The sequence below is a fragment of the Paenibacillus oryzae genome (assembly GCF_001675045.1).
GTDB classification, from domain to species: domain Bacteria; phylum Bacillota; class Bacilli; order Paenibacillales; family Paenibacillaceae; genus Pristimantibacillus; species Pristimantibacillus oryzae.
Genome location: NZ_LYPA01000028.1, coordinates 65,098 through 91,227, shown reverse-complemented (window position 1 = coordinate 91,227; position 26,130 = coordinate 65,098). Strand labels below are relative to the sequence as shown.

Here is a 26,130-nt window from a genome sequence, read left to right as displayed (position 1 = left end):
ATGTGAAGGAAAGGAAGAGGAAGCGTATGACAACAATATTGGTGGCTGACGACGATGACAACATACGTGAGCTGGTTTGTTTATTTCTGCGCAATGACGGGTTTGAGACGGTGGAGGCTGTAAATGGCAAGGAAGCCTTGTCCCTGTATGGCTCGACGCCGATTGATCTGGTTGTGCTTGATATTATGATGCCGGTTATGGATGGCTGGGCGTTATGCAAGGAGCTCCGCAGGGCCAATCCGGATCTTCCCATGCTTATGCTGACCGCAAGAGGCGAAACCTGGGAAAAGGTTAAAGGCTTTGAGCTTGGAGCAGACGACTATTTGACGAAACCGTTTGACCCGCTTGAGTTAAAGGCTCGCGTGAGAGCATTGCTGAAGCGGTACCGGATCGGCGCAACGCAGTTGATTCAGCTAGGAGATGTTACACTGGACAGGCAAACCTACAAGGTGACAATAGGAAATGAAGCCATGGCGCTGCCGCTAAAAGAGTTCGAGCTGCTGTTCAAGCTTGCTGGGACGCCAGGCCAGGTCTATACGCGCGAGCAGCTAATCGATCAAATCTGGGGACTTAATTACAGCGGGGATGACCGCACAATAGATGTACATATAAAACGGCTGCGGGAGCGTTTTGCCGCAACGGAGGATTTTACGATTGAAACCGTGCGCGGGTTAGGCTACCGGCTTGAGGCCAAGCTATGATTAAATCACTGTACATCCGTATGGTGCTTGCTTTTTTTACGGTTGTTGTCGTTGGCACGGTGCTTGCCTTTTTTGTGGCGGTATGGGTGTTCGAGGAGAAGCTGAATGAAAATCTGCAGACTCTTTTGTTGAATTTTGGGAGGGATACTGTCCGGGTCTACGAGGCGTTGCCTGAGGATGAGGCGGAGTCTTATCTAAGTGAAATGAAGCAGCTGGATTCCTATTATATCCGAATTTTTGATGAAACCGGTCAATTCCGTTCCTACGGCACATTAATTGACCACACGCCGGCAAACGTAACGACGGAGCGACTTAAACGGGTGTTAGCCGGGGAATTGGTTCAAGTCAATTCTAACGGGGTTTCCGCCGTATTATTGGGAATGCCGCTGCAAACCAAAAGCGGAGTTAAAGCGATGTTTGTGGAGCCGTTGACGCCGCCTTCAACAGCCTTTTTAAAGAGGTGGATTTATTCGTTTATTATCTATTTCTTATTAATTGGAGGTCTGATGATTTTGATTGCTTCGGTTTATTTGATCAGACCAATCAAAAAGCTGACCAAAGCAACAAAACGTATAGCCAGAGGCGATTTTGATGTCAAGCTGAATATAAAGCAAACGGGCGAGCTTGGCGACTTGGCGCGAAGCTTCGAGCAAATGACAAACGATCTGAGACAACTTGAGCAAATGAGAAGAGATTTTGTAGGCAATGTTTCTCATGAAATCAAGTCGCCGCTAACCTCCATCTCCGGTTATGCCGCCGCGCTTAAAGCAGACGATTTGCCTGAGAATGAGCGAAGGCGATATCTGGATATTATAATTGAGGAAGCCAAACGAATGACTGGAATGAATGATGGTTTGTTAAAGCTAAGTTTGCTTGAGTCCAACTCACAACTGCTACAGCCCAGCACGTATAGCCTGGATGAACAAATACGCAGAGTGATTGTTTTGCTTCAGCCGCAATGGTCTGCTGTAAATATTGGATTTGATCTTCAATTAACGCCCGTCAAAATAACGGCGGATTACGAGCTGCTGAATCAGGTATGGAGCAATATTATCGTTAATGCCATTAAGTTTTCGGGAGCTGACGAAACAATCTCCATTGTCATCGGGCAAGACGCTTCCAATGTCGTCGTCAGCATTACCGATCAAGGTATCGGGATTGCACAGGAAGATCAAAAGCATATTTTCGACCGCTTTTTCAAGGCTGACCGTTCCCATAAACGAAAAAACAATGGCAGCGGAATAGGGCTTGCGATCGTGAAGCAAATCGTATTGCTTCATGGAGGAGATATTGCGGTTCAAAGCCAGCCTGGCGTCGGAACCACCATCAGCGTCACGTTGCCTATAAAGTAACCATTTGTTTGTCTGTTCATATTCCATTCACATTCGTGTCATGAAGAGTACATTTTAATTGCTTACACTATAACCATGAACACAATGGATGGAGCACATACCGCCATAGACAGACAGGAGTAGATGAACATGACAGAGTCTTTGGGATACAAACAAAAACCGCAGAAATCAAAAGGGCGCAGAATAGGTCTTCTATTGGCAAAGTTGATTGGAGGATTTATCGTTGTTCTGGCGTTATTCTTTTTGACCGTTTATCTTGTAAATGTATTCGGCAATAAATCAGATCTGAAGAAAATTGAAGCGTATGGCCAGCAGATTGAGGTAGACGGCAAAAAAATGAATGTATTAATCCAGGGCAGCGGGGAAGAAACCATCGTTCTTCTGCCAGGCTACGGAACAGCGGCGCCGGCGCTTGATTTTGAGATGCTTATTAAGGAGCTGTCTCCTAATTATACCGTTGTGGCTGTTGAACCTTTTGGCTACGGTTTAAGCGATAAAACAGATAAAGAAAGAACGTCAAAAAATATAGCAAGTGAAATTCACGAGGCGGTTGGACAGCTTAACCTTGATCGTTATATTCTTATGGGGCATTCTATTTCCGGCATCTATGCGTTGCAATATATAAATGATTACCCCGATGAGGTAACTGCATTTGTTGGGATTGACACTAGTGTGCCTACTCAGCCTGGGACGGACGAATTAATGCCGTTTGAAAGTCTTGATCTTCTCACAAAGTCTGGATTTTACAGGTTGCTCAAGAGCATTGGTCCTGACCCCTATGCAGGGTTGAGCTTTGACGAGCATACCGTTAAACAGATGAAGCTGTTAGCGAACGTAAACGAGAACAACGCTACTATGCTGAATGAAATACAGCATTCTGCATCCAACTTCAGAGATGCCCGGCAGTTGTCTTTCCCGGCAGAGCTTCCGCTTCTTTTGTTTGTTGTGGCCCATGATCAAGAGGTTGAAGGATGGATTGAACTTCATGAAGAGCAAATTGCAGGTTCCAGCCATGGGGAAATGGTTGCACTGGATGGAACACATTATCTGCATCATACAAAATCCAAGGAAATTGCACAAAAATTGAAGGATTTTATGGATCAGGTACAAAAATAAGCCTGTTAAAAAAGGGCATTATACAAAAATTCACGATACGCAAATCATAATTCAAGCTCAAAAAACTGGGGGTGAGATACCAACCGTTTTTTGAGCTTTTTTGTATACGAACGATAAAAGAATAATCGTCGAGATTACAAACCAGCTGGCGGATGTTATCAAGAGTTTTTGATCGAGAACGGTAAAGTACACTTTTATACCAACCTTCATTTCTACGAGGGAGTAGAGAAACGATGGCAGTGAACGAGGTAATATTTACAATTATAAAAAATTATAAGTGAGAGCTCAAAAAGTAGCCGGACAGATGTGCAGCAACAGAAAAATCCGAACTTTGTGCCGCATGACATCTCAGTCATAGCGGCACTTTTTTGCTTTCAGGTCAAAGTACGAACTTTTATGTTTTATAACATGCAATTGCAAATTTTTGCGAGAACTCATTGATAAAAGATGGGCTTTAGTTTAAAATTTTTCCGTATGAACAAATAATTCCATATTTTTGGTGCGAGAGTATTTAACTTTGTAAATAAGGGAGGAAGAACAGTGGTTGAAATAATTGAAAAGCGACAATTCTCAGTTATTGGTAAAATGGGGCAAGGTGCGGCAATTGAAGGCCCAATGTGGATACCACCATTATGGCAAGAGGCCAACAGTAACTTTGCAGAGATAAGTAATTTTGCTAAGTTGGATACTGAGGGTAACATTGCTGGAATATGGGGGGCTATGAGTGATGTTGATGAGAATTTTGAAAGATGGAAGGAGGAAGGAAAATATTTAGCTGGATGTGAAGTTGCTGACGAAGCTAGAGCCCCGATTGGTTGGACCAAATGGACCATTCCTGCATTCAAGTATGCTGTTATTAAATGTACACAAGATTCTTATCAAGAGATTTTTAAATATATGATTGACGCTTATTTACCAGAAAACAACTTCGCGATCGTTGGAGCGATTCAAGAATTTTATAATCCCAAAGATGATAATGGCGAATTGTCGTTATATTTCCCAGTAGATAAAATCTAACGAAACAAACCGAAACCAAAAGGGGAGAGTTTATTTCAATGGACATGGACGAACAACGATCTTGGAGCGAAAACCATAAGGCATTAAATGAAATCATTTCAAAACCTCAAGAACATTCTCAAGCGATTCAATTATTTCTTTCACTACATGCTTGGTTACACTCTTCAGAGGTTGGAAATGCGGGTAAGCAAACACTAAAAGATGCAGTTGTAGAGAATTTGAATGAAATAACCTTTAGAAAGTATCCAGTAACTCTCCCTAATACAAAAAATTCTATTGCATGGCACCTTTGGCACATCTCCCGGATTGAGGACATGACCATGAGTATTTTGGTCGCTGATGATCAACAAGTTCTTTATGGTGGAAATTGGTTTGAAAAAATGGATACAAGATTTTCGCATTCTGGTAATGAGATGATTGAAGAGGACATTGTTGAGCTAAGTTCAAGTATAAATTTTGAAGCATTATTGGCATATAGAACAGCCGTCGGAAAGCAAACACGACAAATCATATCAATGATGACTCCCGGACAATTAAAAGAAAAGGTTGACCCAAAAAGAATCAAACGATTGTTTGATGAAAATGCAGTTACGCAAAATGCGAGTTGGTTAGCCGATTATTGGAGAAAGAAAAGCATTGCTGGGTTAATGCTTATGCCTGCAACAAGACATATTTTTTTACATTTGAAAAAATGTATGCATATAAAGAATAAATTCAATAAACCTATAAAGAATCCACTCCAGAGATAAGGAGTGGATTTTCCTAATTTAGATAAAATGTTACTGGACAATGAAAACGAAGTCATAACGGAACTTTTTACTTTCACATCAATACATTTACACAAAACTCGTATTTTGTACATATGTATATAAATCATGAAAAGCCCTTGTTAATACTCTGTCTTAGTTTAGTGTCATACATTATATAGCTCTATTTTATATAGCTCTATTTCCACTTTGTTCCTGTATCCCGTTAACCTTAACTTGATGCGTTTATCTGACAAAGGCAGCTGATCATTTTCTGTGACCAGCTGCCTGTCTTCTTACAATTATCACTCGCTTCTCCGTGTGACCCGGAGCGGCAATATCGTGTTAGCCGAAAGAAGTTCTGGAAGCAGCCATTGCATTTAAGGCGTTCTCAAAATAACAATACACTTCATCTGCAATTCCCAGAAACTCTTCAACAAGTACATTACTATCCAAGTAACAAGCATACAGATAATCAACTAAAGTGGAATCAATCTCACAATAATTTATTATGGCATTTTTCATCATAATCATGTCATCTTGCCATACACCTGTATCTTCTAAAACCAATGAGTATAATGCACGAATTAATCTCTTAGAGTAACCTTTAATATATCTAGTTTTCAATGTGCTATCACTAGCATTAGTAAGTAAAACTCTATGTACACGATCTACTTCCTCCTTGGTCTCTTTATTTAAGTCTAAAATGAACTCTGGAGAAATAATGATCGGTGGTACTTTTTCACCAACGTCATGACCATATACGCAAACACAAATGATCTTAACCCAAAAACCCCACTCATTTGGTTTACTTAATACATCGTCAATCGAGCAAATTATCGTATCAATCTTAGTTAATATTGGATATTCCTCCAAAAGCCTGCCTTTAATATTTGATAATCTTCCGTAATCAATATCTTTGGGATTTACACATACAATAGTAAAGTCTGCATCTGACTTAAAAGGAATAGCAGTTCCTTTTGGAATTGAGCCACACATATAAATGCTATGAATCTTCCCTTTAAATTCGGTAAGTATACTATCTATATACTTATCAACAAAATCCTTATATTCACTTTGTATTACAATTCTATTTATAACTTTTTCTAATATCATATAGACTCCTCCTAGATTAAAAACTTCTTTCGGCTAACGTTCACTGATGAATAGCGCACATTGAATCATTAATTATTTTTGGAAAATTACAAATATTCATACGAGAAGAACTAAAACAAAAAAGCCCTAAGCTGACCTATTTCTTGTCAACTTAGGGCGAACTATAATGTCCGTGTTACCACCTAATTTCAGATTTCTCTGCACTCTATCAATACGGGATATCTCCGATATTGTTTCCTGAATAACGGTGGAACTCCGTTGAAGCCTACTAAGATTCCTCTGTTCGGTTCACAGCTCCGAGACTGCTTCACTATTAGTTCAATGAAGATTCGCACCAACCATCTTCTCTCTGTGAGATCCCTATTAGCTACTATTTCTCATCATAGCCTTTTCGTTTTAAGTTAAAACGATGCTATCACAATTAACTTGTTCTGTCAATTTATTTCCACTTACTCTGCATCCGGATAAGGATTGATCTTCTGGATCGTTCCGTCTTCGTTGTATTTCAGTTCGGAATATTTAACGCAGCGCTTGTGGTTGACGCCTTCTGACAGTGAGCTGTCGTGATAGAACAGATACCACTTGTCTTCAACTTGCACAATGGAGTGGTGGGTTGTCCAGCCAATAACGGGAGAAAGAATCTCGCCCTTAAACGTGAATGGTCCCATCGGGTTCTTGCCGATTGCATATACGAGCTTATGCGTGGTTCCTGTTGAGTAGGACAGGTAGTAATAGCCGTTATATTTATGCATCCATGGGCCTTCAAAATATCTCCGTTCCTCATCCCATGCCAGAATTGGATTCCCGTCTTCATCGACAATCGATATCTCGACAGGCTTGCCCTGGAAGGACAACATGTCGTCGCTAAGCAGTGCAACTTGCGGTCCAAGCGCCGGCTGGTCAGGAGCCGGTCCTTCTGCATCTGGCACAAAGCTGCCGGTCTGCCATTTCTCCAGTTGGCCGCCCCAGAGTCCGCCGAAATAAATGTATGACCGATTGTCGTCATCCACCAGTACGGCCGGATCGATACTGAAGCTGCCTTCCATATAATTTGGCTGCGGCGTGAACGGGCCTGCTGGAGACTCTGATGTTGCCACACCCAGACGGAAGATGCCGTCATGGTCCCGTGCCGGGAAGAACAAGTAATAGGTATTGTTCTTATAAGCGGCATCCGGTGCCCAGAGCTGCTTGGACGCCCACGGAATATCTCTCAGATGCAACGCTTCGCCGTGATCGACCACAGGGGAATCGAAGTTATCCATCGAGAGGACATGATAGTCTTCCATTTTATACTGGTCGCCGTTATCGTTGCTCGGCTCGTCATGATCGAGGTCATGGGAAGGATAGATGTAGATTTTGCCCTCGTAGACATGGGCAGACGGGTCCGCAGTGAAGATGTGGGTTACGAGCGGCTGGTGAGGCTTAGGTGGTTGTTGTTGATTCATAAGGCATCTCCTTTGGTATTGGAATAACAGAATCATCATAGCAAGCGTTTACATTCTCTAATGTAGTTGCTCTAATGTAGTTGTAAAAGCCCAGCTTGTTCATTCCTATTATACTGGAAATATTCACCGATTGCTCGCGTTTTGCTTAGTTTCCGTTAAATGTTAGGCTGAGTCAAAGCATTCATCAGGAATCCTCTTTCCCTAGAGAAGTTCAAAATGAAGATCAGTCTCTGGAAACTCAGTTTTCCCTTTCGACTGATTTGCACCGTATCCCAATTCTAGAACCGCAGCAATGCGCTCGTTGCTCAGCACACCGAACATTTCAGTGCGGCTTGGGTCGTACATCCATTCATGCAAGGTACAGCGTACACCTAGACTCTGCTCATGAGCCAGCAAACGGAAATTTTGAATTAGGCAGCAGGCAGCTGCAAAGTCCTCTTCCCGCTTATGTTGATCCGCCTCTTCCTTCACCAGGACCAAAAGATACGCAGGGGCCTGCTCCTGCAATCCCTGCATAATGTCGCCATTCTTGTTATCAGCAAATATAAATCGCCACGGCTCTCGCAATTCATCATTGGGCGCCCATACGGCATGATTGAGCAATTCAAGGATTAGGTCCTGCGAAACCGGTCGATTCAAAAACTCACTCGGACCGTCTATGTCTCCTTCCAGATCTGACAATTTCATTTTTACATCCTCCTCTTCTATATAGACTGTTCTCGCAAAACGGCCCACTTCTGTTCGGCTGGCGTTCTTTTCCGGCTTTTTGGCGCTTTCTCGTAATATCCTATATGAAGAATGCCAACAAATCTTTCATTCTCACGCAGGCCAATTCCTTTGAAAAAACCTTCATGAAGCATCATGGACTCTGAATCCCATAACATTCCTAACCCATGTTCCCAACCCATCAGTTGGAAGCTCTGCATCATCCCGCAGGCAGCCGCATAATTGCGGTCATTGGTCAGACGATCTGGTCCTATAGTCGACATAACAATGACGTGGGCAGGAATATCGGTAAATCTCTTTTTGAAAATATCCAAAAGTTTCCCAGGAATCAGCTTGCCGAGCCTGCTCTGAGACAACTGTTCCAGCATACAGTCCACCAATCGTTTGCGTGCTTCTGAAGTTCCGGCATATACCACACGCCACGAGCCAGCTTCAACAAATGGTTGAAGCCGTTTAGCCTTGCGCAGTAATTCAACAACTAACTCCTGGTCCACCGGCGTAGAGTTATATTTACGAATGCTCCTGCGCGCCCTGATCAGTTCCGCCAGACTCAAAATCTTCACTCTCCTTCGTTTTATCTGGATTCAAAATGAATGCTGCTGTCTTGAAGAAACTGATGGATTACTTTTAGCTCTGCTTCTGAATATTTGTCGAGAGTACGATAAAAGCGTTCAGCCTCTTGTACATGCAAACGTTCATGCAGTTCAAAGATCTTTTTGCCTTGCGGTGACAATCGGAAATAGCTTTCCTTCTTGTTGTCGTTCATTTTTGTACGTTTGACGAATCCTTCCTCAAGCAGCTTATTTCCAATTTTGGTGATGCTTGCTTTGGACAAATTCATCGACTCGGCAATACCCGTGCTATTAATAGGCTCATGCTTTCCTATGCAATCTATCATATGAACCGCGGTCAAATGCTGAGGAATTTTCTCGATGCTTTCTCGCTGGGCGACACTTAGGAAGTGCTCGATTTCTGTATCCTTGTGGTTCTCATATACATGTAAAAAACGGATAAATTGGTCATAAAGCAACTGTTTTGTTCGATCCTTTGAATTCATCCTTTGAGCACTCCTTGTTTACTAGTAAATAAAAATATCTTTTTAATAGTATGATCTTTTCAAACAATTGATTTCATTATTGTTTAGTTGTAAACAATATATCATGAATGATAATGATTATCAAGCGAATCTTCGGACATTACAACATCACTCTACAATCCCGTACAGAGCTCTGCCTTAAACGGTATATCTCTCCCCAACATCCACTCCCGGAATGCCACCTGAAACTGTTCATTTCATCATTTCATTTTTATCTTGGGCAACAAAAAAACCGCTAATCTTTTCGGATTAACGGCTTTTCAGCATCAATGCTTATTTGTCTATTCCATCAAATCTGTTACTGCGCCTCTTGAAGCAGAGGAAACTAATTTAGCATATTTGCCGAGTACGCCGGAACTTACTTTCAGCGGAGGTTGTACCCACTCTTGCGCTCGAGCAGCCAACTCTTCTTCTGACACTTGAACCTTTATTTCCTGAATATCGCTGTCAATGGTGATAATGTCTCCATTTTTTAGCAATGAGATCGGTCCACCTACTTGTGCCTCAGGTGATACATGGCCAACTACAAATCCATGCGAGCCGCCCGAGAACCTGCCATCTGTTATGAGAGCAACTTTTCCGCCGAGTCCTTTTCCTACAATGAGGGCTGTAACGGAAAGCATCTCAGGCATACCTGGACCACCCTTGGGACCACAATAACGTATGACCAATACGTCTCCTTCTTGAATTTCATCATTCATAATCGCTTCCGTCGCGTCTTCTTCGCTATCGTACACCTTTGTTGGACCGGAAAACTGCTGTATCTTCATGCCTGACATTTTGGCAACAGCGCCTTCAGGAGCGAGGTTTCCTCGTAGTACAACCAGTGGTCCATCTGGCTTAAGCGGATTATCTAGAGGACGTATAATCTCTTGGTTATTCTGAAGTGGAGCAGCTTCAGCTAAATTTTCCGCCAACGTTGTACCCGTTACGGTGAGGCAATCACCATGTAGTAATCCCTCAGCGAGCAATAGCTTCATTACCCCTGAAACACCACCAATATCATTCAAATCCTGCATGACATATTGGCCGCTTGGCTTCAAATCAGCTAAATGGGGAACACGCAAACGAATTCGTTCAAAATCATCCAAGGTTAAATCTACTTCTACTGAGTGCGCAATAGCTAGCAGATGGAGGAATGCATTGGTTGACCCGCCTAGAGCCATGACAACGGTAATCGCATTTTCAAATGCTTTCTTCGTCATAATATCTCTTGGATAAATTTCCTGTTCAAGAAGTGCGATGACCTGTTTACCGGCTGCTTCACATTCCAAAGCTTTATCCGCTGATATAGCTGATGTCGAAGAAGAACCAGGCAAACACATGCCCATTGCTTCTGCAGCCGCCGCCATCGTATTAGCGGTATACATGCCCCCGCAAGCTCCTGGACCTGGGCACACACTGCATTCTACCTTATGCAACTGTTCATCTGTTATTTTTCCATCTTGGTATTGACCAACGGCTTCAAAAGCTGAAACGATATCCACTTTTTTACCATCGAGATTACCAGGTTGAATCGTTCCTCCATATACATAAACGGAAGGAATGTTCATTCGTCCAATAGCCATCAAACATGCAGGCGTATTTTTGTCACAGCCACCGATCGCAACAACGCCGTCAAAACGCTCCGCTCCAGCCACAATTTCAATCGAATCAGCTATCGCTTCCCTGCTTGGCAGCGAAAACAACATTCCCCCATGCCCCATCGAAATGCCATCTGAAACGGTAATCGTATTAAAAATGAGTGGAGCACCGCCGTTATTACGTGCTCCCGTCTTGGCTTGAATCGCTAAATCATTGATATGCATATTGCACGGTGTTACCTCACTCCAAGTACTTGCTATTCCAATCATTGGCTTTTTAAAATCATCATCCTGAAAACCAACAGCGCGCAGCATTGCTCTGTTGGGTACTCGATTGGCACCCTCGCTAATTACCTTGCTGCGAATGCGGAGATCTTTTCCGTTTTCCATTTTCTTCTCACTCCTGTCTGTTTAAAGTAATTCGTGCAGTTCCTGCATTGGACGGATGAAATTTTGCTTCATCTTTGCCTGAGCGGCATCAGAATCGTTTTTTTCGAGCGCTGCAATAATTAATTCATGCTCATTGACTGAAGCTTGCGTCTCAGTAATGGACTGCTTTAAGAAGACGTATTTAAAGCGCCGGATATGAATCTGAAGTGATGCACTGAATGAAGCGACATATGGATTATCAGAAAGCTCTACAATCAGGTTGTGAAACTGTTCATCCGCCTCCATTGCTTGGTAAGCTTGACCGCTATTAATGGCATCTGCAAATTCAAGATTAATCGCTCGCAGTTGATCGATTTGCTCTGGAACAATAACTTTTGCGGTAACTTCAGCTGCTAAAGCCTGCAGAGCCGCCATCGTTGAATACATCTTGAAGATGTCATCCTTCTCAATTTCCTTGACCTTTGTTTCTTTTCCGGGATGGGTAGAAACGAGCCCTTGTACTTCAAGCAGCTGAAATGCTTCCCGAATCGGTGTGCGGCTTACGCCAAGCGACTCAGCCAATTCGGCGTCAATAAGTTTTTCCCCGGGCTGCAGTGTACCATCGATAATCCATCGTTGAATTTGGGAGAAGGCTCTTTCTTTTGCGGACATCCGTGCGGGCGAGACAAAATTTTTAGGCACTGGCATCGTTATTAACCTCACTTCTTCATTTCCTTATATGCAATATATCGCATACATATATTAAAAGCAAGGAATAAAATTCGAGGTTACTTACTTAAAAAAATAAAAAGGACGCTCCCGCGTCCTCCTTACTGAAATTTCTCAAATTCGTTTTTCAACCAATGCTGATTCCTCCTTTTATTAGTTGCTTAGAGGCTGTACTATCAATTGTTTGGCTTGTATCCGACCTGCCTGTAACAAATCATCACTGAATTTAGCATCACTTACTGCACGCGCCAGTGCAACGGTACCTACCATATTGCTTACCAGCGAATAACCGGCAGAGGTATCGATCCCGGCCATATTTGTAATAAACGTGATAAAACGCTGTAACTCCTGCGTGTAAGCTTGCCGAATTTCCTCCGAAAGTTGGGAAATCTCTCCGGACAATGCAGGCAGGATACAACCAACTTCCGTCTGATCTCGATGTTGGGGGCTTAAATAAAAATCAATGATAGCTTCAATTGGAAGCTGATCTTTGTTTTTATCAACAGCACTCTGCAGTATATTAATGGTGTCACTAATGGCAAAATGACATGTCTCAATTACAAGCTTTTCTTTATTTTCAAAATGGGAATAAAAGCCTCCATGTGTAAGCCCTGCACCTTTCATAATGTGTGGAAGGCTAATATTTCGTACGCCGTGAGTTCGAAATGCTTTGGCCGCGCTGGTAATAATATGGTTCCGAACTTTGAGCTTGTGTCCTTTTGGATAAGGCATCCTGCTTCCTCCCCTTTGTATAAGTCGGCATCTATTAATGTTTTATAAAATATTATAGTTATCATATTATTTGATGTCAATTTGTATATCAGCATGTTCAGCAAAGGGAGAGTGATGATAAATGAAGTATTGACTCCTTTAAAATATGATGACTATAATATATTACGATCATAATATTATAACTTGGAGGTACCAATGATGAATTCATTAGAAGTTGTAGATACCCTGGTCATTGGATCAGGACCTGGCGGTTATGTGGCCGCACTACGTTCGTCACGCCTGGGCATGAAAACCGCAATTGTCGAGCGCAAACAGATCGGAGGTGCATGTACACATGTTGGCTGTATTCCTTCCAAAGCGCTGATTGCTGAAGCGGAGCGTCTTTATTTACGCAGACACTGGGGCGCTGCTGACGGAGCTTCCTCTTTTCAGGAGGCTCAGCTTTTTAAGCAATCCGTGGTGGACAAGCAGTCTGGAGGGGTTCGGTTTTTGCTTAAAGCGGCGGGTGTGACTGTTATCGAAGGAGAAGCAAGCTTGATTGATGCGAACACCGCTGAAATTCATTACGCTGGGCAGAATGAGCGTCGCATAGGCTTTAAGCATCTCATACTGGCAACCGGTTCCCGTCCGATTGAAATAAGTTCTCTTCCTTTCGGCGGACGGATTCTCTCATCCACTGAAGCGTTATCGCTGCCCGGCATTCCGGAGAGTCTCGTTGTGGTTGGCGGCGGTTATATCGGCGTGGAACTGGGTCAGATGTTCGCTAGATTTGAAACCAAGGTTACGATGCTTGAGGGCGGTGAACAGATTTTGCCCGGATTTGAAGCAGAGCTGGTGGCACCTGTCGTTCGCCAACTGAAAAAGGACGGGATAACAATTTTAACCGAAGCTAAGGTTACAGGAGCAGACCAATATATGAGTCACGTTGATCTCCACTATATGCTTCAGAATGAACGCCATGTTGTTCAAGCTGAATATGCGTTAATTACGGTGGGCAGGAAACCAAATACAGATGGAACCTTGGGTCTTGAAAATATAGGTCTGTCCCCTACTCCACAAGGTTTGATTGAGATTGACAAGCAGTGCAGAACATCTATCCCGCATATCTATGCCATAGGAGATATTGTTAAAGGCCCTGCTTTGGCTCATAAAGCTTCTTATGAAGCGAAGATTGCTGCAGAAGCTATCGCTGGTAAAGCCTCTGTGATTGATTATAAGGCCATTCCGTTGGTTGTATTTTCACATCCGGAAGTATCGAGTGTTGGAATGAGTGAAACGGAATGCAAGCAAAAATCAATTCCTGTTGTCGTTGGAAAATCTGTTTTCTCTATTAATGGCCGCGCACTGGCTCTGAAGGAAACCGAAGGATTTGTCAAAATCGTTGCTCATGCTGCGTCTGGCCTTGTCTTAGGCGCACAGATTGTAGGCGCTGAAGCATCTACTCTTATATCCGAGCTTTCCCTTGCGATTGAGATGGGAGCAACGGTAGAAGATTTGGCCATGACCATTCATCCGCATCCAACGCTAGGCGAAATCATCATGGAGGCCGCAGAACAAGCCCATCGGAGAATGTAACAAAGGAGATTTGATAAAGATTGGGAGAGATCATCATGAAGTCTAAATGGAGATTGTATATGGTCATAACTTTGATCATTATTTTGGCAGGCGGTTTGTTGATTGCGAAAGGTACTGACGCCGTGAGTCAGGCTGAAAGTAAAAAGCAGGGAATATTGAATTCTGATGCTGACACTGATGGATATTATGTTGATCTATATATTCCGGAATCGCAGATTAAGCAGATTCGAGCAGATCAAAAGGTAAACGTTCGTTTTCCTTATCTGGACAAACTTCTTGTAAAGGAAGGTGTGGTTATTTCGATAGCTCCCTCTCCACAATTCGCCAATCTGCGCATGACGCGGGAAAAGGGACAAGCAGATCTAAGCATGTTTCTGATTCGAATCTCAATTCCAGCAAGTAAAGATCTGCTTCCGGGGATGACTGCGGAGGTGCGGCTTGATGAAATCACTGGCTGATGAATGGAAGCACATAGTCGAAAGTAAGTGGATCATCCTTATTTTTGCCGCCCCTCTAATCGCAGCTGTATTTTTTGGGCTTATGTTCTCCCAGAATCAATTGAGTGAAACACCGGTTATGGTTGTAGATGAGGATCACTCTTCCTATTCGAGGCAACTCATTGATAAAATCAATGCTTCCCAATATATGAAAGTCACGAATGTGTTTGCCAATCGTCTCTCTCCGGATACGATGCTGGCGAACGAGAAGGCAGTGGCCGTCATTTTCTTGCCGGACGGATTGCAGGAACATAAAGACAAGGGGCTACCTTCAAGTATCGGGGTATGGATGGACAATACGATGCCTTCCAGCCTTAGTGGTATACGGCCTGCAATTCAGGAAATAATAACAACCGAAAATATGACTCTTGCTGTATCACATCTTACTCAAGCCGGCATGGACATAGAATCGGCAAAAAATTTAGTGTCCCCGCTATCTCAAGCGCAGCGCATATTATATAATCCAAGCTCAAGCTATGTCGGTACAATGGTAATTGGATTTGTAAATATCATTATACTGATGCTCACGACTGGTGCGGCTGGAGCGATCGCTCCTCGCCTTCGGCAAGAGGGTACTCTTTTGTCAGCGGAGTCTTCCCACTTCCAGCTTTGGATTCGGGTTTTGCCTTATGTAATATTAAGCACCTGCTCTTCCCTGCTTAGTTACGGGATGTTAAAACAAGTGGGACATATGCGATTCGAAGCTGCGCCGCATATCTTTATCGTTCCTTTATTGCTATATGGTCTAGCATTATGTTTGCTCGCGATGCTGCTTGGCTATTCTGTTCAAAACGTGTCTAAAGTTGGCGCCAGAATGAGCTTTATCCTTTACCCATCCTTTCTAGTAACAGGAATTCAACTGACGCCGCTTACATTTCCAACATTTTTTCAAGTTACAGCATGGGCTCTGCCGATGAATTGGCTCAATCGTATGATTCGTGGAATGGCCTTCAGGCACGGTGAGTTGACTTTTTATAGTGTGGAGCTGGGAGCTTGTATACTGATTATAGGCTTGGCTTCATTAGGCATAGGATTATTTCTGCGGCGAGAGTCGCAGGCGCAAACGTTAAAACTTGAAGGATAAGCAGTTTAGAAAGGACAGGTGCCGCAAGCCTATGAAGATACTGGGCTGGGGCGATATCGTAGCAGAAAAAGTGAGGTTGACTTGTGAAGAAAGCTAGCGAAGTAGTGTTTTGCGTTTCCGATCGTCTTGTTATTCGAAAGTTCGGTTTACAGGATGTACATTCCTTCTATCAATACAGAGCTAATCCTGAAGTTTCCCGCTTTCAATCCTGGGACAATTTTACGCTTCAAGATGCAGAAGCTTTTGTCAGCAAACAAATAGAGCATTCACCTGATCAGCCCGGTACTTGGTTTCAATATGCAATTGCTCTGACTGAGTCTAATCAAATTATTGGGGATTGTGCTATTCATACACTGGTAGATGAACCTCAAATTGTTGAGCTTGGATTCACTCTTGCACCTGAGCATCAAGGAAAAGGATATATGAATGAGGCGCTTTGTGCCCTGATTGACTATGTTTTTGGATTTCTTAAAAAACATAAGATGATTGCTTTTACCGATGTGCGAAACACTAAATCGATTCAAGTGCTAGAGCGTTTAGGGATGAGACGTGAAGGCCACCTGCTCGAAAATTACATGTCCAAAGGCTTTTGGATAGATGAATTTCAATATGCAATGCTGAAATCAGAGTGGTTGGAAAAACGTCAGTGATTGTTTATGAATCTAAAAAATATGTATGTTGCCATTGATGACCATTCCTCACTTACGATTGGAATGGTCATGGTGGTCAACCCTCGAGCCACCAACACAAAATGGAACTTCTCTCCAAGGTCCGCCAGAACAAGGCGTAAATCCACAGTTTGCATAAAACAATATATGTTTTGAATCGTAGGTCAGCGCTACAATCTCTAATCCGAAACGCCATCAATTCTAGAGTTAGGATTGCTCCAAATCATCTAACGCTAATTTCATACCTTCGTGACTAGATACAAAACCTAATCTTTCATAGAATCGATGAGCTTCATCGCGTTTCTTATCTGTTGTTAATTGTACCAGACCGCAGCCAGATGCCCTTGCGGAATTAATGGCATGGAGAAACAGGGCTTCTCCAATCCCTTTTCTGCGAAGCAGTTTATTCACTCGTACACCCTCGATTTGAGCACGTGTCATTCCTAGACGAGAAAGTCCTGGGATGAATGTAAGTTGAAGACAACCAACAACTTCTTCGTTGTCTACGGCGACGAGTATTGAATTCCCCGTTTGCTTTTCGATTGCAGAGAAAGCATCTATGTATGCTTGAGGAATTGGCATTTCAAATCGTTCACGGCTTATTCCTAACTCATCATCAGCCAATAAGCGGACAATTCCTTCAAGATCACTAAGCAATGCGGTTCTTATCTCCATACTTAATGCTCACCTCGTGAATGAAATAAATAAATAAAAATAAATAAATAAATAACTCAATATCAGTAGCGCCCTTCCTGTTCTTTTAAAATAGATGAATAATACGGATCAATCAAGAGAATAGGCTCTGTCAGGTCATCAATGATAAGTTCTGGATGTTTGGAAGGCTTCTCGACTTCTTCATGAATTTTTTTATAGATCGTAATTACTGCTTGTAATTGTTTGAAGTCCTCAGTAGTTACAGTATATGAGCCTTGCTCAAGAAACTTCATAGTTAGAGCGTTCAAAAGCATGTCAACCCGGAATAAGCTGTATTGAAGCATACTCCATTTTGTCTCCATCTTCCCCATATAGTGCGGTTGCATGCTAACTATATGATGGCTTATACTTCTTTGCTCACCTACAACAATTCTCCATGAATTAAAAAGTATTTCTCTACCCACTTCACTTTGCTCGCTTTCGGAATGCTGAATAAAGGTTTCGGCCTTTTCGACCAAATTCCCCGCATAAATGGAAATGGATCGCAAATGGTTCTGATTTTGCTTTATCAATTGTTGATCGTGGTTCCGTTTGGTTAATAGTAAGTTGACATTAGTGATAATGGAGATGATTAAAATCAGGTTTAGTAGTTGTTTAAACGTTGGCTTTTTTATATTTATCGTCTCCTTGCAATTGTGTGGGAAGAGGGCTTTTGGGCAGCATCAATCTAACTTAGCTAGGCTACATATTGCTTGCTGAAAGAAATCCTTTTATGTTTTATTCGGAGAGTATGCCGCACAATCCTCCCCATAACATAAAAAAACGGAAGCTGATTGCTGTCAAATGTAAAAAGCCGAGGATCATGGGATGATCTCGGCTTCAGCCTATAAGATAGTATTAACCTGGCGGAATGCTTTGGGGGTTGTTAAACACGTTCTGCGGGTCGTATTTCCCTTTTATTTTCCGCAATCTTGCATAATTGCTTCCGTAATAAACGGGGCCGGAATGTTTGATTCCTTGATCCGGAACGTTGATATAGGAGCCTACAATATACGGCTGAAGTTTTCGGCGTGTTTGGCGCACCAGTAAGATGTTTTTGGCCGCATGTGATCTTTTGAGCCAGGAACTGTTCCACTCCACATAAAATTTCGCCTTACGCCAATAAAAAGCTGTTGCTTTTGGAGAAACACGGCTTACTGCGCCGCCCCAGTTCAAAAAGAAAAATCCGGCTGGCGTTCCCCCCTCTGCTCTCTCTAAAAACTCACGCATTGCCTTAATGGCCTTGTCGTTGAACGGACGTCGCCCGTAGCCGCTAGAAAACTGATTGCTGTATCTTTGAGGAAGCACGGGATCGGGATCAAGCATAAAGTTTACGACTTTAGGATACGGGAGCAAACGAACGGTTTTTTTCGACGGAGTGCCTACCCTCAGCATCGGAGCCAATAAACGGAGGGCTTCCTTTTTTGAACCGAGGAATAACCCCAGCATATTAACATTACCGCCCTTTTTGGGACCAATGGACAATTCGCAGCCTAATTTAGTGCTTGTGGAAGGCGCCCATCTTTGCCATACCTTTAATACTCTCTCGAACTGATGCCAAGGCCAAATTATGCGAAAGACTGTTGCTCTGGCGGGCGCGCGCCGGACTTTCAATTTATATTTGGTGTAGATGCCGAAATTTCCGCCGCCCCCTCCCCGGGATGCCCAAAAGAGATCGCTGTTTCTTTTTTTGCTGGCTGTAATGACTTTTCCGTTTGCATCAACCATCTCCAGCTCAAGCAGGTTATCGCTAATAAGACCCGTTGTTCGCTGCAAAGGGCCAATTCCGCCGCCAAGTGTAATTCCGCCGATTCCGACCGTTCGACTATCTCCAAATGGAGCCAAGTAGCCTTGTTTAGCGAGTGTGCTAACATTAGTAAAGTCTCTGCGATTTATACGCAAGTACCATACTTTATGATGGAGTCGTCACAAATGAATGGGCGGCCATTAAACTGACAATGGTATCGGTATACACGAAATTCATTATCCGGCTGGGTTCAGAATAATGTCTTTTAGCTCAATTAGATGGTTTATACGATATTTGGCTCCTGTAAAATCATGTGTTTTTGTGAAGTCGTTATGAACAATTGCGCATTCAATGCCTGCGGCCACGGCTGAGCTCAACCCTCTGTTGGAATCCTCAACAACCAGTGTCTCTTCTTTTGAGGCTCCGAAACGTTTCAGGCCGGTTAAATAGGGCTCTGGGTGCGGCTTCGTGCGCTCGTAGTCTTCGCGAACAAGGACGAAATCCATATAGGATGTAATTTGACGCTTTTCGTGAATAAGCTCAAAATCGGTACGTTTGGAAGTTGTCACGATGGCCATGCGGGCGTATTTTGACAGCTCGGCAAGAGCTTCAGCGACGCCTTCAATCTCTATGGCTTCTGTTCTTAGGTATTCCTGATAATAGGCATTGCGGACCTCTCGCTGCTTATTGATAAGCTCTTCATCTATTCCCGCCGCTCTGGCTTGGGCCCACGTGCCTAATGACTGTGTCATGTCGCGGAGATATTGATTCTTATCCATCGTAAAGCCAATATCAGCCAGCGCCCGTTCGCCCGCTTTGTAATACCAGAATTCAGTATCCACCAGCACGCCGTCATGATCGAAAAGGATGAACTTTTTCATTGTTTTCCTTACCTCCAAGCTCCGTATAATAAAAACACCTCCAGCGACATCTCCATATCTTAGACATGGATGTATCCTTCTGAAGGTGCATTGTTGTTATAGGTTGAGCCGAATAAGTTATTTTTTATTAAGAAGATCTACTTCGTCCGAAAAGGCCTTTTTGTACTGCTCATACAATCCAGTATCGAATTCATAAGCCGTATCATTGGCTTGCGGCGGATTATCCTGCAGTTTTTTATGGTTAGAAATATATTCCTGTCAATGCTTTATTGGATTTCCTTCATATACGCTTTGAATTCTTCCGCAATTTCCTTGAATTTTGTATGATGCAGGTAATGGGAGCCTTCCATCGGAATCATTTTGCCCTGGGCGGATAATTTAGCCTGCTCCTCATGCAGCGGAACCCACTGCTTATTGTGCTCATTATTCGATTGAACAAAAAGTAGCACCGGCAAATCCTGAGGATAACTGAGCTGTTCTGCATTTTTGAAATTGGAACCAAGATGTTTCAATTCGTTGATCAAGGTTGGATTGACCGAGACCCGATTTGAAATCAAATTCATCTGTTCTTTGGTATGCTCATCAAAAGCAAGCGACTCATATGGATCACCGCTCACTTTTTTAATTAATCTCATTAAACCTGAATCTTGGAGAAACTTCATGGATTTTAAAGGCAGCTTGGCATCCATTCCCGGTTGGTTGGGAACACTGCTATCAATGCCGATAAAAGCAATTACTTCATCCGGATAATTTTTTACATAGGTTACTCCGTAAAGCCCGGTTATCGAATGCCCCATCAGAATATAACGGTCAATACCAAGCTGCTGTACAGCTTCATGCACTTCGCTGACGATATTTTCTGTTGTTCTGTCCTTGTCGGTTTTATCGCTTAACCCGTAGCCAAAAGGCTCGATTGCCACTACTTTATAATCCGGTGTCAATTCATCAATCAACAATTTGAAGTCAAGTACAGGCGACGGAGTTCCTTGTCCTGGCAGGAGCACAATCGTTTGCTCGCCGCTGCCTTGAATAGATACATTCATTTTTTTGTTATCGACAGTGACATATTGGCCATACTGCTCGATTTTCTTTTTTTCCATACCGTTGCTGATTGCATTAACGACAAATGTTATGCCAAGAAAAAGCACGAATACCCCAACAATTCCTCCAATTATTTTTAACCATAAATGCCGTCTTTTGCGACTTTTGGTCCCTTTTTTGTTTGTTTTCACTGTTTCTGCCACGTTCATCTTCTCCCGTCCTTATATCTGTAGGGGCCGCATCTGCGGCGTAGCTATAGTGTAACCAAACAAGATGTCCCCATCATGACGGCAATATGAACGGAATATGAACAGCTCATACCATTAAATACTCATAATAAAGATCGATTACGATGCCTTCCTCACTACGGCAAGGGAAGGAATTGAATGGGTCCTGCATGTAAAAGCAACGAATCCTCCAAGCTCTCTCCATTAGTTGCTTTTACAATAAGGTCAATTTCCAAGGTGCCAATCTTGATCCCTGGCTTGCCTCCTCCGGCGTATAGCTCGACCGTTGCATACGTCCGCTTGGGGTTCTCCTGAATGCTGAAGGTTAACTTTCTGCCTACATTAATGCGATCCCCCCAGCCTTCAATAAGCTGGCCTCCCAGTACCTTCTCGAAACGCTGCTCGTCTACCTTTAACTCAACCCTAGCATTATCCTCCAGTGGGGTAATTTTCGAAATGACACGATCAGCAAGCAGCTCTTCAATTAACGGCATCGTATATTCCTTAAGCTCCACTGCGTCAATCACACGAAGATTTTCAATTAGATTGCCGTCTGAGGCGATGCCGGTCCAATGGACAATCACCTCATCCGTTCCATCGTTGTTCAGATCGCTGTATTTCAACTCTGGTGACGACTGCCCCCATTCTCGTGCAAACGACCAATTGTAGGTTTGACGGACACCGTCTTTTCGTTCGAGCGTAAACATGGATGCTTCGCCTTGCTCGGAGCCGGTGAATAACGCAAATCTGCCGTCTGGCGTTTGGCTAATCGGATTTGCCTTGGCCGAAGGATTTGGTTGCCCGGAAGCATCTACCCCCTGGCTAGGTTTAGCCTCGCCATCTGGAGTTGTGCGTAAATCCAAGCCCCCTAGCAGAAGCCAAGCTGCTCCTGTTCCTGCCAGAACGACCAGCGCTGCGGCCAACAGTCCTTTTTTCCATTTGCCCGGCTTTTCCAGCATCATTTCGCCCCCGCTCTAATCTAGTTGGAACACTGTCCGATTCCAGCATTCTTTCAATTAGAATAGACGTACCATAGCTTCAAAAGGTTTCCATATATCGGGACGCTGTCGTTTTTACAATAAATGATTCGCCGGTATCCGTCATTTCATAAAGCTTGGACCGGGATTGCGGCATAGAAAAGGGCGAATGAAGAATTAGCCGCCACTCTCCCTCAAATGTTTGAAATAACATGCCGTGACCGCTATCGTCATGAACAAGTGGCTCCAGTTGCTCCCATGGTCCCTCTAATGTTCCGGTTGTGGATCGCGCGATTGTCTGGACGTAGCTTCCTTTGTTATAGGTGGACCACAGCATGATAAGCCGATTATTGCTTGTGCGATACAACTGGCAGCCATCCGTTACATACGCAGAGGTTGCCCCATCGCTCAGGAGGTCGCCATTATCCCAAGGAGCTGAGGAACCATTAAATAAATGGATCGGCGCGGAGCTGCTTCGATCACTCAGATCCTCCTTTAAACGGATCGCTTCTACCGTCCCGTCGGCTGTTTGAACCCATTCGTGGCAGTACACCATCCACGGGCTTCCCTCTTCGTCAATGTATAATGAACCATCCAAAGTCATCAATTGCTCGCTAACAATAGGTGTGTCCCTTTTAGTCATTTCAAACGGCCCAAGCAGTGAATCAGCAACAGCGATCACTGTTCCGCGCCACTGTAGAGGGAACCCCCCATGACCTTCCCCTTGCAGCGCTTTGTCGTTATTATGCAAAGTAACAAACAAATGATAGCGGCCTTTGTATAAATGAACCTCTGGCGCCCATGCGCCGTGCTGCGGATTTGCCCAAACGTCATCGGGTACCTCGAACACAACAAACGGGCCCTCCCACTCCTTTAAATTGTTGCTTTTGTAGGCAAGCACTCCGTAACGCTCCATTCCGTGCAGCTCGGGACTTCCGCCCGTGTACAAATAATAGGTTTGAGTTGTTTTGTCGGTAAAGATAAATGGATCATGGGCAGGAATCTCGTCCAGCCTCAGGCCAGTCCTGGGATTCAAAACATCGCAAGCATCGTTGTAAACATTCATCTGAATCATCCTTTTCATATTGAAATGACGAACCTGACTTGATAGCGCTTACTATAATTGTCTTACCTCTCTATTTCACGGAAACATACCGGTTATCCTTTATATAAAATCGCCATGGAAAATCTTTAGCCTCCTCCGCGTAATCAATGCCAACCCGCTTCGCGGTTACGATTTGAAATGCTGCGTCCTGCTCCCCATCCTCCAGGTATAGCCGGCTTTCGCACAAATCTTCGCCATAAAAGCTTTTATCAATTCCAAATGCCTTGCATAGCTTTCCCGGCCCGTTCGTCAGGCCAATGATTTCTCTTTTGACAAGCTCTCCATAGGGCTTGGAGAATCGGTTAAGCGCCATTTGCTGCAACCCCTCCAAGGGCTCCAAAGCCCGGATCAACACCGCCTGAGGATCGTTTTTTCCCCCGGCCACGACATTAAAGCAATTATACATGCCGTAAATGAAATAAACATATGAAAATCCGGGTTCGCCATAAATAACCTCGACCCGGGGCGTACGTTTTCCACCGTAGAAATGTGCGGCTTTGTCTTCAAATCCGCTATAGGCTTCCGTTTCAACGATTTTTGCCGCTAATGTTATGCCATCAGCCTCGTGGACGAGGACTTTGCCCAAAAGCTCTTTTCCAACCGTTAACGCGTCCCGGTTATAAAAATCCCTGTGTAGCTTGCCCATCGTAAAAAATCCTTTCCCGGTTTATTAAAATCCTTCTATTCTTCTGCCATTAGCTGCCGCAGTTTGGCTTCAGTAGGCGTATCGGCGGCAGGCGTATAGATGCTGCATCGCAAATCCTCGGCTCCGTATACCTTTAATGATACCAGCTCGTAAACCATTTTTCCTGCTTTTGCATGACGGAACTCCAAATACACATCAGGAGCATAGCTGACCTGGCTTTGCTCCCACATTTCATTAAATTCAGGGTGGTTCTGTTTCATTTGGTTCAGGAACTGATCATACCATGCATCCTCCACGTATTGTCCATAATAAGTTCTGAACATCGCTAAAAAACCGCTGGAGAACTGCTCCCAGTTAACGGCCAGACGGCGGAATTCCCTGCGCCCGAATAAAAGCTGAATCATATTTCGTTCCTCTGGAGGGATCAGATTGAAGTTGAGAAACACATATTCCGCCGCCTTGTTCCAGCCGACGATATTGCATTTCCGATCCGATACGATGACAGGACAATGATTAAGCTCCGTGATGATTTTTTGCAAGGAAGGAGTAAGCTGCAGTGTTTCCGGCGTACTTGAATAATTGTCGTCTCCTCCCTCGAAGGCAAGCGAATATAGATATTTACGTTCATCCCCATTTAACTGCAGCGCCCGCGCAACGCAATCCAGCACTGAATGGGACACCTGAATGTTTCGCCCCTGCTCCAGCCATGTGTACCAGGTTGTGCTTACACCGGCAAGCTGCGCTACCTCCTCCCGCCGCAAACCCGGCGTACGCCTCCGGATGGAAGGAAAGCCAACCGTTTCAGGAGGTATTTTGGCTCGCTGAGCTTTAAGAAATGTCGATAAGGCCTGTAATCTAACCTGAGAGTTCATAAGTAAATCTCCTTTATTTTTGGAGGGTATAAGTATTTATACTAGGATAAACTATGTCTTGTAATAGGATATCTTACATGACATTATAACTTTAAAGTCCGCGGATTCAAATCATGAAGGAGGTTTATTTATGGAGAGGGTAGTTATTACAGGGATGGGCGTCATTTCGCCTCTTGGCAATGATATCGAAACATTTTGGTCACGTTTGGTCCGAGGCGAGTCCGGAATAAGGCAGGTTGAAGCCTTTGACACCACTGGACAAAAGGTTACTATTGCCGGTGCCGTACAGGATTTTGATCCCGTTCAATGGTTTGGCGCAAAGGAAGCGCGGCGCATGGACCGCTTCTGTCATTTTGCGTTGGCAGCAGCAGAGCAAGCCCTTGGACAAGCCGGACTGGACCTTGACCAAATAGATCGTGAACGTATGGGAGTGTATGTCGGTTCGGGGATCGGCGGGATTCAAACGTTAATGAGTCAAAGCGAAAAGCTTGCAGCACGCGGACCGGAGCGAGTTAGTCCAACGCTTGTGCCCATGATGATTCCCAATATGGCTGCTGCGATGATTAGTATCAAATATGGGGCATTAGGACCAACTCTGGCTCCCGTTACGGCCTGCTCAATCGGAAATACGGCTATCGGAGAGGCGTTTTTTTCCATACAGGCCGGGCGCACCGATTTGATCATTGCCGGGGGCGCTGAGGCTGCCGTAACGGGTATCGCGTTAGCCAGCTTTGCCAATGCAACCGCCCTCTCCACCCGTAACGATGAGCCGGAAAAAGCAAGCCGTCCCTTTGATACGGAGCGTGATGGTTTTGTCGTAGCAGAAGGGGCTGGCATTTTGGTATTGGAATCCCTTACTCACGCGCTTGCCAGGGGTGCAGCCATACTTGGCGAGGTTATCGGATATGGCGCAAGCTCGGATGCCTATCATATGGTTGCAACGCCTGAGGACGGAAACGGGGCGGCAAGGGCAATGCAGCTGGCACTGAAAGAAGCGCGGCTCTCTCCTTCTGATATAGATGTAATCAGCGCTCATGCTACAAGCACGGTTATTGGAGATCGTTCCGAGACGGCTGCCATCAAGAAGGTGTTCGGGGATGAAGCATACCGCATTCCAGTAACGGCCAATAAATCAATGACGGGCCATATGCTCGGCGCTTCCGGCGGCGCAGAAGCTATTGCGCTGGTAAAATCGCTGCAGCATGGCCTTATTCCGCCAACGATTAATCTGGATACCAATGATGAGGCATGCGATCTGGATTATGTGCCGAATGAAGCCAGGTACGCCCCGCTCCGTATCGGAATGTCCAACTCCTTTGGTTTTGGCGGACATAATTCAGCTATTGTCATCAAAGCTTATGAATAAAGGGGTTGTCCGAAAAGTCAAGT

General features: G+C 44.1%; 27 protein-coding genes and 1 other annotated feature. Of the genes, 10 read left to right on the top strand and 17 right to left on the bottom strand.

Translation table 11 applies throughout. From position 1 onward, the window contains the following. The first annotated feature begins 26 nt into the window (after nt 1–26). The 5 genes from A7K91_RS03255 to A7K91_RS03235 all read left to right on the top strand — a co-directional run bounded on the left by A7K91_RS03255 (nt 27) and on the right by A7K91_RS03235 (nt 4,935). The gene (locus A7K91_RS03255) at nt 27–701 is read left to right on the top strand and encodes a response regulator transcription factor (RefSeq protein ID WP_068679620.1); all 675 of its coding nucleotides are present in this window, start codon (nt 27–29) and stop codon (nt 699–701) included. After that, on the top strand, nt 698–2,053 hold the full coding sequence (locus tag A7K91_RS03250; RefSeq protein WP_068679618.1) for a sensor histidine kinase: 1,356 nt from the start codon (nt 698–700) through the stop codon (nt 2,051–2,053). The genes A7K91_RS03255 and A7K91_RS03250 overlap by 4 nt, the downstream gene beginning before the upstream one ends. Before the next feature lie 123 nt (nt 2,054–2,176). Next, the gene (locus A7K91_RS03245; protein WP_156739281.1) at nt 2,177–3,169 is read left to right on the top strand and encodes an alpha/beta fold hydrolase; all 993 of its coding nucleotides are present in this window, start codon (nt 2,177–2,179) and stop codon (nt 3,167–3,169) included. Between the two features lie 540 nt (nt 3,170–3,709). Then, a complete protein-coding gene (locus tag A7K91_RS03240; RefSeq protein ID WP_245697201.1) occupies nt 3,710–4,186 on the top strand; it encodes a GyrI-like domain-containing protein in 477 nt (158 codons plus the stop codon). Between the two features lie 38 nt (nt 4,187–4,224). Continuing rightward, nucleotides 4,225–4,935, top strand: a complete 711-nt coding sequence (locus A7K91_RS03235; protein ID WP_068679614.1) for a DinB family protein — start codon at nt 4,225–4,227, stop codon at nt 4,933–4,935. 342 nt (nt 4,936–5,277) lie between these two features. Here A7K91_RS03235 and A7K91_RS03230 read toward each other — a convergent pair whose 3' ends face one another. The 8 genes from A7K91_RS03230 to A7K91_RS03200 all read right to left on the bottom strand — a co-directional run bounded on the left by A7K91_RS03230 (nt 5,278) and on the right by A7K91_RS03200 (nt 12,728). Next, nucleotides 5,278–6,048 (bottom strand): nucleotidyltransferase, encoded by a 771-nt coding sequence (locus A7K91_RS03230; RefSeq protein WP_068679612.1) that lies wholly within the window; start codon nt 6,046–6,048, stop codon nt 5,278–5,280. Between the two features lie 149 nt (nt 6,049–6,197). Continuing rightward, nucleotides 6,198–6,441 (bottom strand) — a binding site (T-box leader). A gap of 56 nt (nt 6,442–6,497) precedes the next feature. Then, a complete protein-coding gene (locus A7K91_RS03225; protein ID WP_068679610.1) occupies nt 6,498–7,493 on the bottom strand; it encodes a glycoside hydrolase family 43 protein in 996 nt (331 codons plus the stop codon). A gap of 201 nt (nt 7,494–7,694) precedes the next feature. Then, nucleotides 7,695–8,180, bottom strand: a complete 486-nt coding sequence (locus A7K91_RS26335; protein ID WP_156739279.1) for a nitroreductase family protein — start codon at nt 8,178–8,180, stop codon at nt 7,695–7,697. A gap of 17 nt (nt 8,181–8,197) precedes the next feature. Next, the gene (locus A7K91_RS26330; protein ID WP_156739276.1) at nt 8,198–8,773 is read right to left on the bottom strand and encodes a nitroreductase family protein; all 576 of its coding nucleotides are present in this window, start codon (nt 8,771–8,773) and stop codon (nt 8,198–8,200) included. A gap of 20 nt (nt 8,774–8,793) precedes the next feature. Further along, nucleotides 8,794–9,276 carry a MarR family transcriptional regulator gene (locus tag A7K91_RS03215; protein WP_068679608.1) on the bottom strand — a complete coding sequence of 161 codons (483 nt, stop codon included), beginning with the start codon at nt 9,274–9,276 and terminating at the stop codon, nt 8,794–8,796. Nucleotides 9,277–9,596: 320 nt separating this feature from the next. Further along, nucleotides 9,597–11,288, bottom strand: a complete 1,692-nt coding sequence (ilvD, locus tag A7K91_RS03210) for a dihydroxy-acid dehydratase (protein ID WP_068679605.1) — start codon at nt 11,286–11,288, stop codon at nt 9,597–9,599. A gap of 21 nt (nt 11,289–11,309) precedes the next feature. After that, a complete protein-coding gene (locus A7K91_RS03205) occupies nt 11,310–11,975 on the bottom strand; it encodes a GntR family transcriptional regulator (protein ID WP_068679603.1) in 666 nt (221 codons plus the stop codon). 174 nt (nt 11,976–12,149) lie between these two features. Continuing rightward, entirely contained in the window at nt 12,150–12,728 is a 579-nt protein-coding gene (locus A7K91_RS03200; protein WP_068679601.1) for a TetR/AcrR family transcriptional regulator, read from the bottom strand. A gap of 198 nt (nt 12,729–12,926) precedes the next feature. Here A7K91_RS03200 and lpdA point away from each other — a divergent pair, with 198 nt between their 5' ends. The 4 genes from lpdA (at nt 12,927) to A7K91_RS03180 (ending at nt 16,534) form a co-directional block, all read left to right on the top strand. Further along, nucleotides 12,927–14,303: a dihydrolipoyl dehydrogenase gene (gene lpdA / locus A7K91_RS03195; protein WP_068679599.1), complete on the top strand. Its 1,377-nt coding sequence runs from the start codon at nt 12,927–12,929 to the stop codon at nt 14,301–14,303. Nucleotides 14,304–14,338: 35 nt separating this feature from the next. After that, the gene (locus A7K91_RS03190) at nt 14,339–14,761 is read left to right on the top strand and encodes an HlyD family secretion protein (RefSeq protein ID WP_068679643.1); all 423 of its coding nucleotides are present in this window, start codon (nt 14,339–14,341) and stop codon (nt 14,759–14,761) included. Continuing rightward, nucleotides 14,745–15,884 (top strand): ABC transporter permease, encoded by a 1,140-nt coding sequence (locus A7K91_RS03185; RefSeq protein ID WP_068679597.1) that lies wholly within the window; start codon nt 14,745–14,747, stop codon nt 15,882–15,884. The genes A7K91_RS03190 and A7K91_RS03185 overlap by 17 nt, the downstream gene beginning before the upstream one ends. A gap of 83 nt (nt 15,885–15,967) precedes the next feature. Continuing rightward, complete coding sequence (locus A7K91_RS03180) at nt 15,968–16,534, top strand: GNAT family N-acetyltransferase (protein ID WP_068679596.1); 567 nt, start codon at nt 15,968–15,970, stop codon at nt 16,532–16,534. A 225-nt stretch (nt 16,535–16,759) separates the two neighbouring features. Here the strand turns inward: A7K91_RS03180 and A7K91_RS03175 are convergent, their stop codons facing one another. From A7K91_RS03175 to A7K91_RS03135, 9 genes are all read right to left on the bottom strand, one after another. Beyond that, entirely contained in the window at nt 16,760–17,227 is a 468-nt protein-coding gene (locus tag A7K91_RS03175) for a GNAT family N-acetyltransferase (RefSeq protein ID WP_068679594.1), read from the bottom strand. Nucleotides 17,228–17,289: 62 nt separating this feature from the next. Further along, nucleotides 17,290–17,724: a hypothetical protein gene (locus tag A7K91_RS03170; protein ID WP_156739274.1), complete on the bottom strand. Its 435-nt coding sequence runs from the start codon at nt 17,722–17,724 to the stop codon at nt 17,290–17,292. Between the two features lie 379 nt (nt 17,725–18,103). Beyond that, the gene (locus A7K91_RS03165; RefSeq protein ID WP_082967198.1) at nt 18,104–19,147 is read right to left on the bottom strand and encodes a BBE domain-containing protein; all 1,044 of its coding nucleotides are present in this window, start codon (nt 19,145–19,147) and stop codon (nt 18,104–18,106) included. Nucleotides 19,148–19,228: 81 nt separating this feature from the next. Next, nucleotides 19,229–19,873 (bottom strand): HAD family hydrolase, encoded by a 645-nt coding sequence (locus A7K91_RS03160; protein WP_068679590.1) that lies wholly within the window; start codon nt 19,871–19,873, stop codon nt 19,229–19,231. Nucleotides 19,874–20,139: 266 nt separating this feature from the next. Beyond that, entirely contained in the window at nt 20,140–21,123 is a 984-nt protein-coding gene (locus tag A7K91_RS03155) for an alpha/beta hydrolase (protein WP_068679588.1), read from the bottom strand. Nucleotides 21,124–21,278: 155 nt separating this feature from the next. After that, nucleotides 21,279–22,103 carry a hypothetical protein gene (locus A7K91_RS03150; RefSeq protein WP_156739272.1) on the bottom strand — a complete coding sequence of 275 codons (825 nt, stop codon included), beginning with the start codon at nt 22,101–22,103 and terminating at the stop codon, nt 21,279–21,281. Nucleotides 22,104–22,179: 76 nt separating this feature from the next. Beyond that, complete coding sequence (locus A7K91_RS03145) at nt 22,180–23,184, bottom strand: glycoside hydrolase family 43 protein (RefSeq protein WP_068679584.1); 1,005 nt, start codon at nt 23,182–23,184, stop codon at nt 22,180–22,182. Between the two features lie 70 nt (nt 23,185–23,254). Beyond that, nucleotides 23,255–23,869: a DNA-3-methyladenine glycosylase gene (locus A7K91_RS03140; protein ID WP_068679582.1), complete on the bottom strand. Its 615-nt coding sequence runs from the start codon at nt 23,867–23,869 to the stop codon at nt 23,255–23,257. Between the two features lie 35 nt (nt 23,870–23,904). Further along, a complete protein-coding gene (locus tag A7K91_RS03135) occupies nt 23,905–24,741 on the bottom strand; it encodes a helix-turn-helix transcriptional regulator (protein ID WP_068679580.1) in 837 nt (278 codons plus the stop codon). Between the two features lie 130 nt (nt 24,742–24,871). Between A7K91_RS03135 and fabF the strand changes: the two genes are divergently transcribed. Continuing rightward, nucleotides 24,872–26,107, top strand: a complete 1,236-nt coding sequence (fabF, locus tag A7K91_RS03130; protein ID WP_068679578.1) for a beta-ketoacyl-ACP synthase II — start codon at nt 24,872–24,874, stop codon at nt 26,105–26,107. Nucleotides 26,108–26,130: the final 23 nt, after the last annotated feature.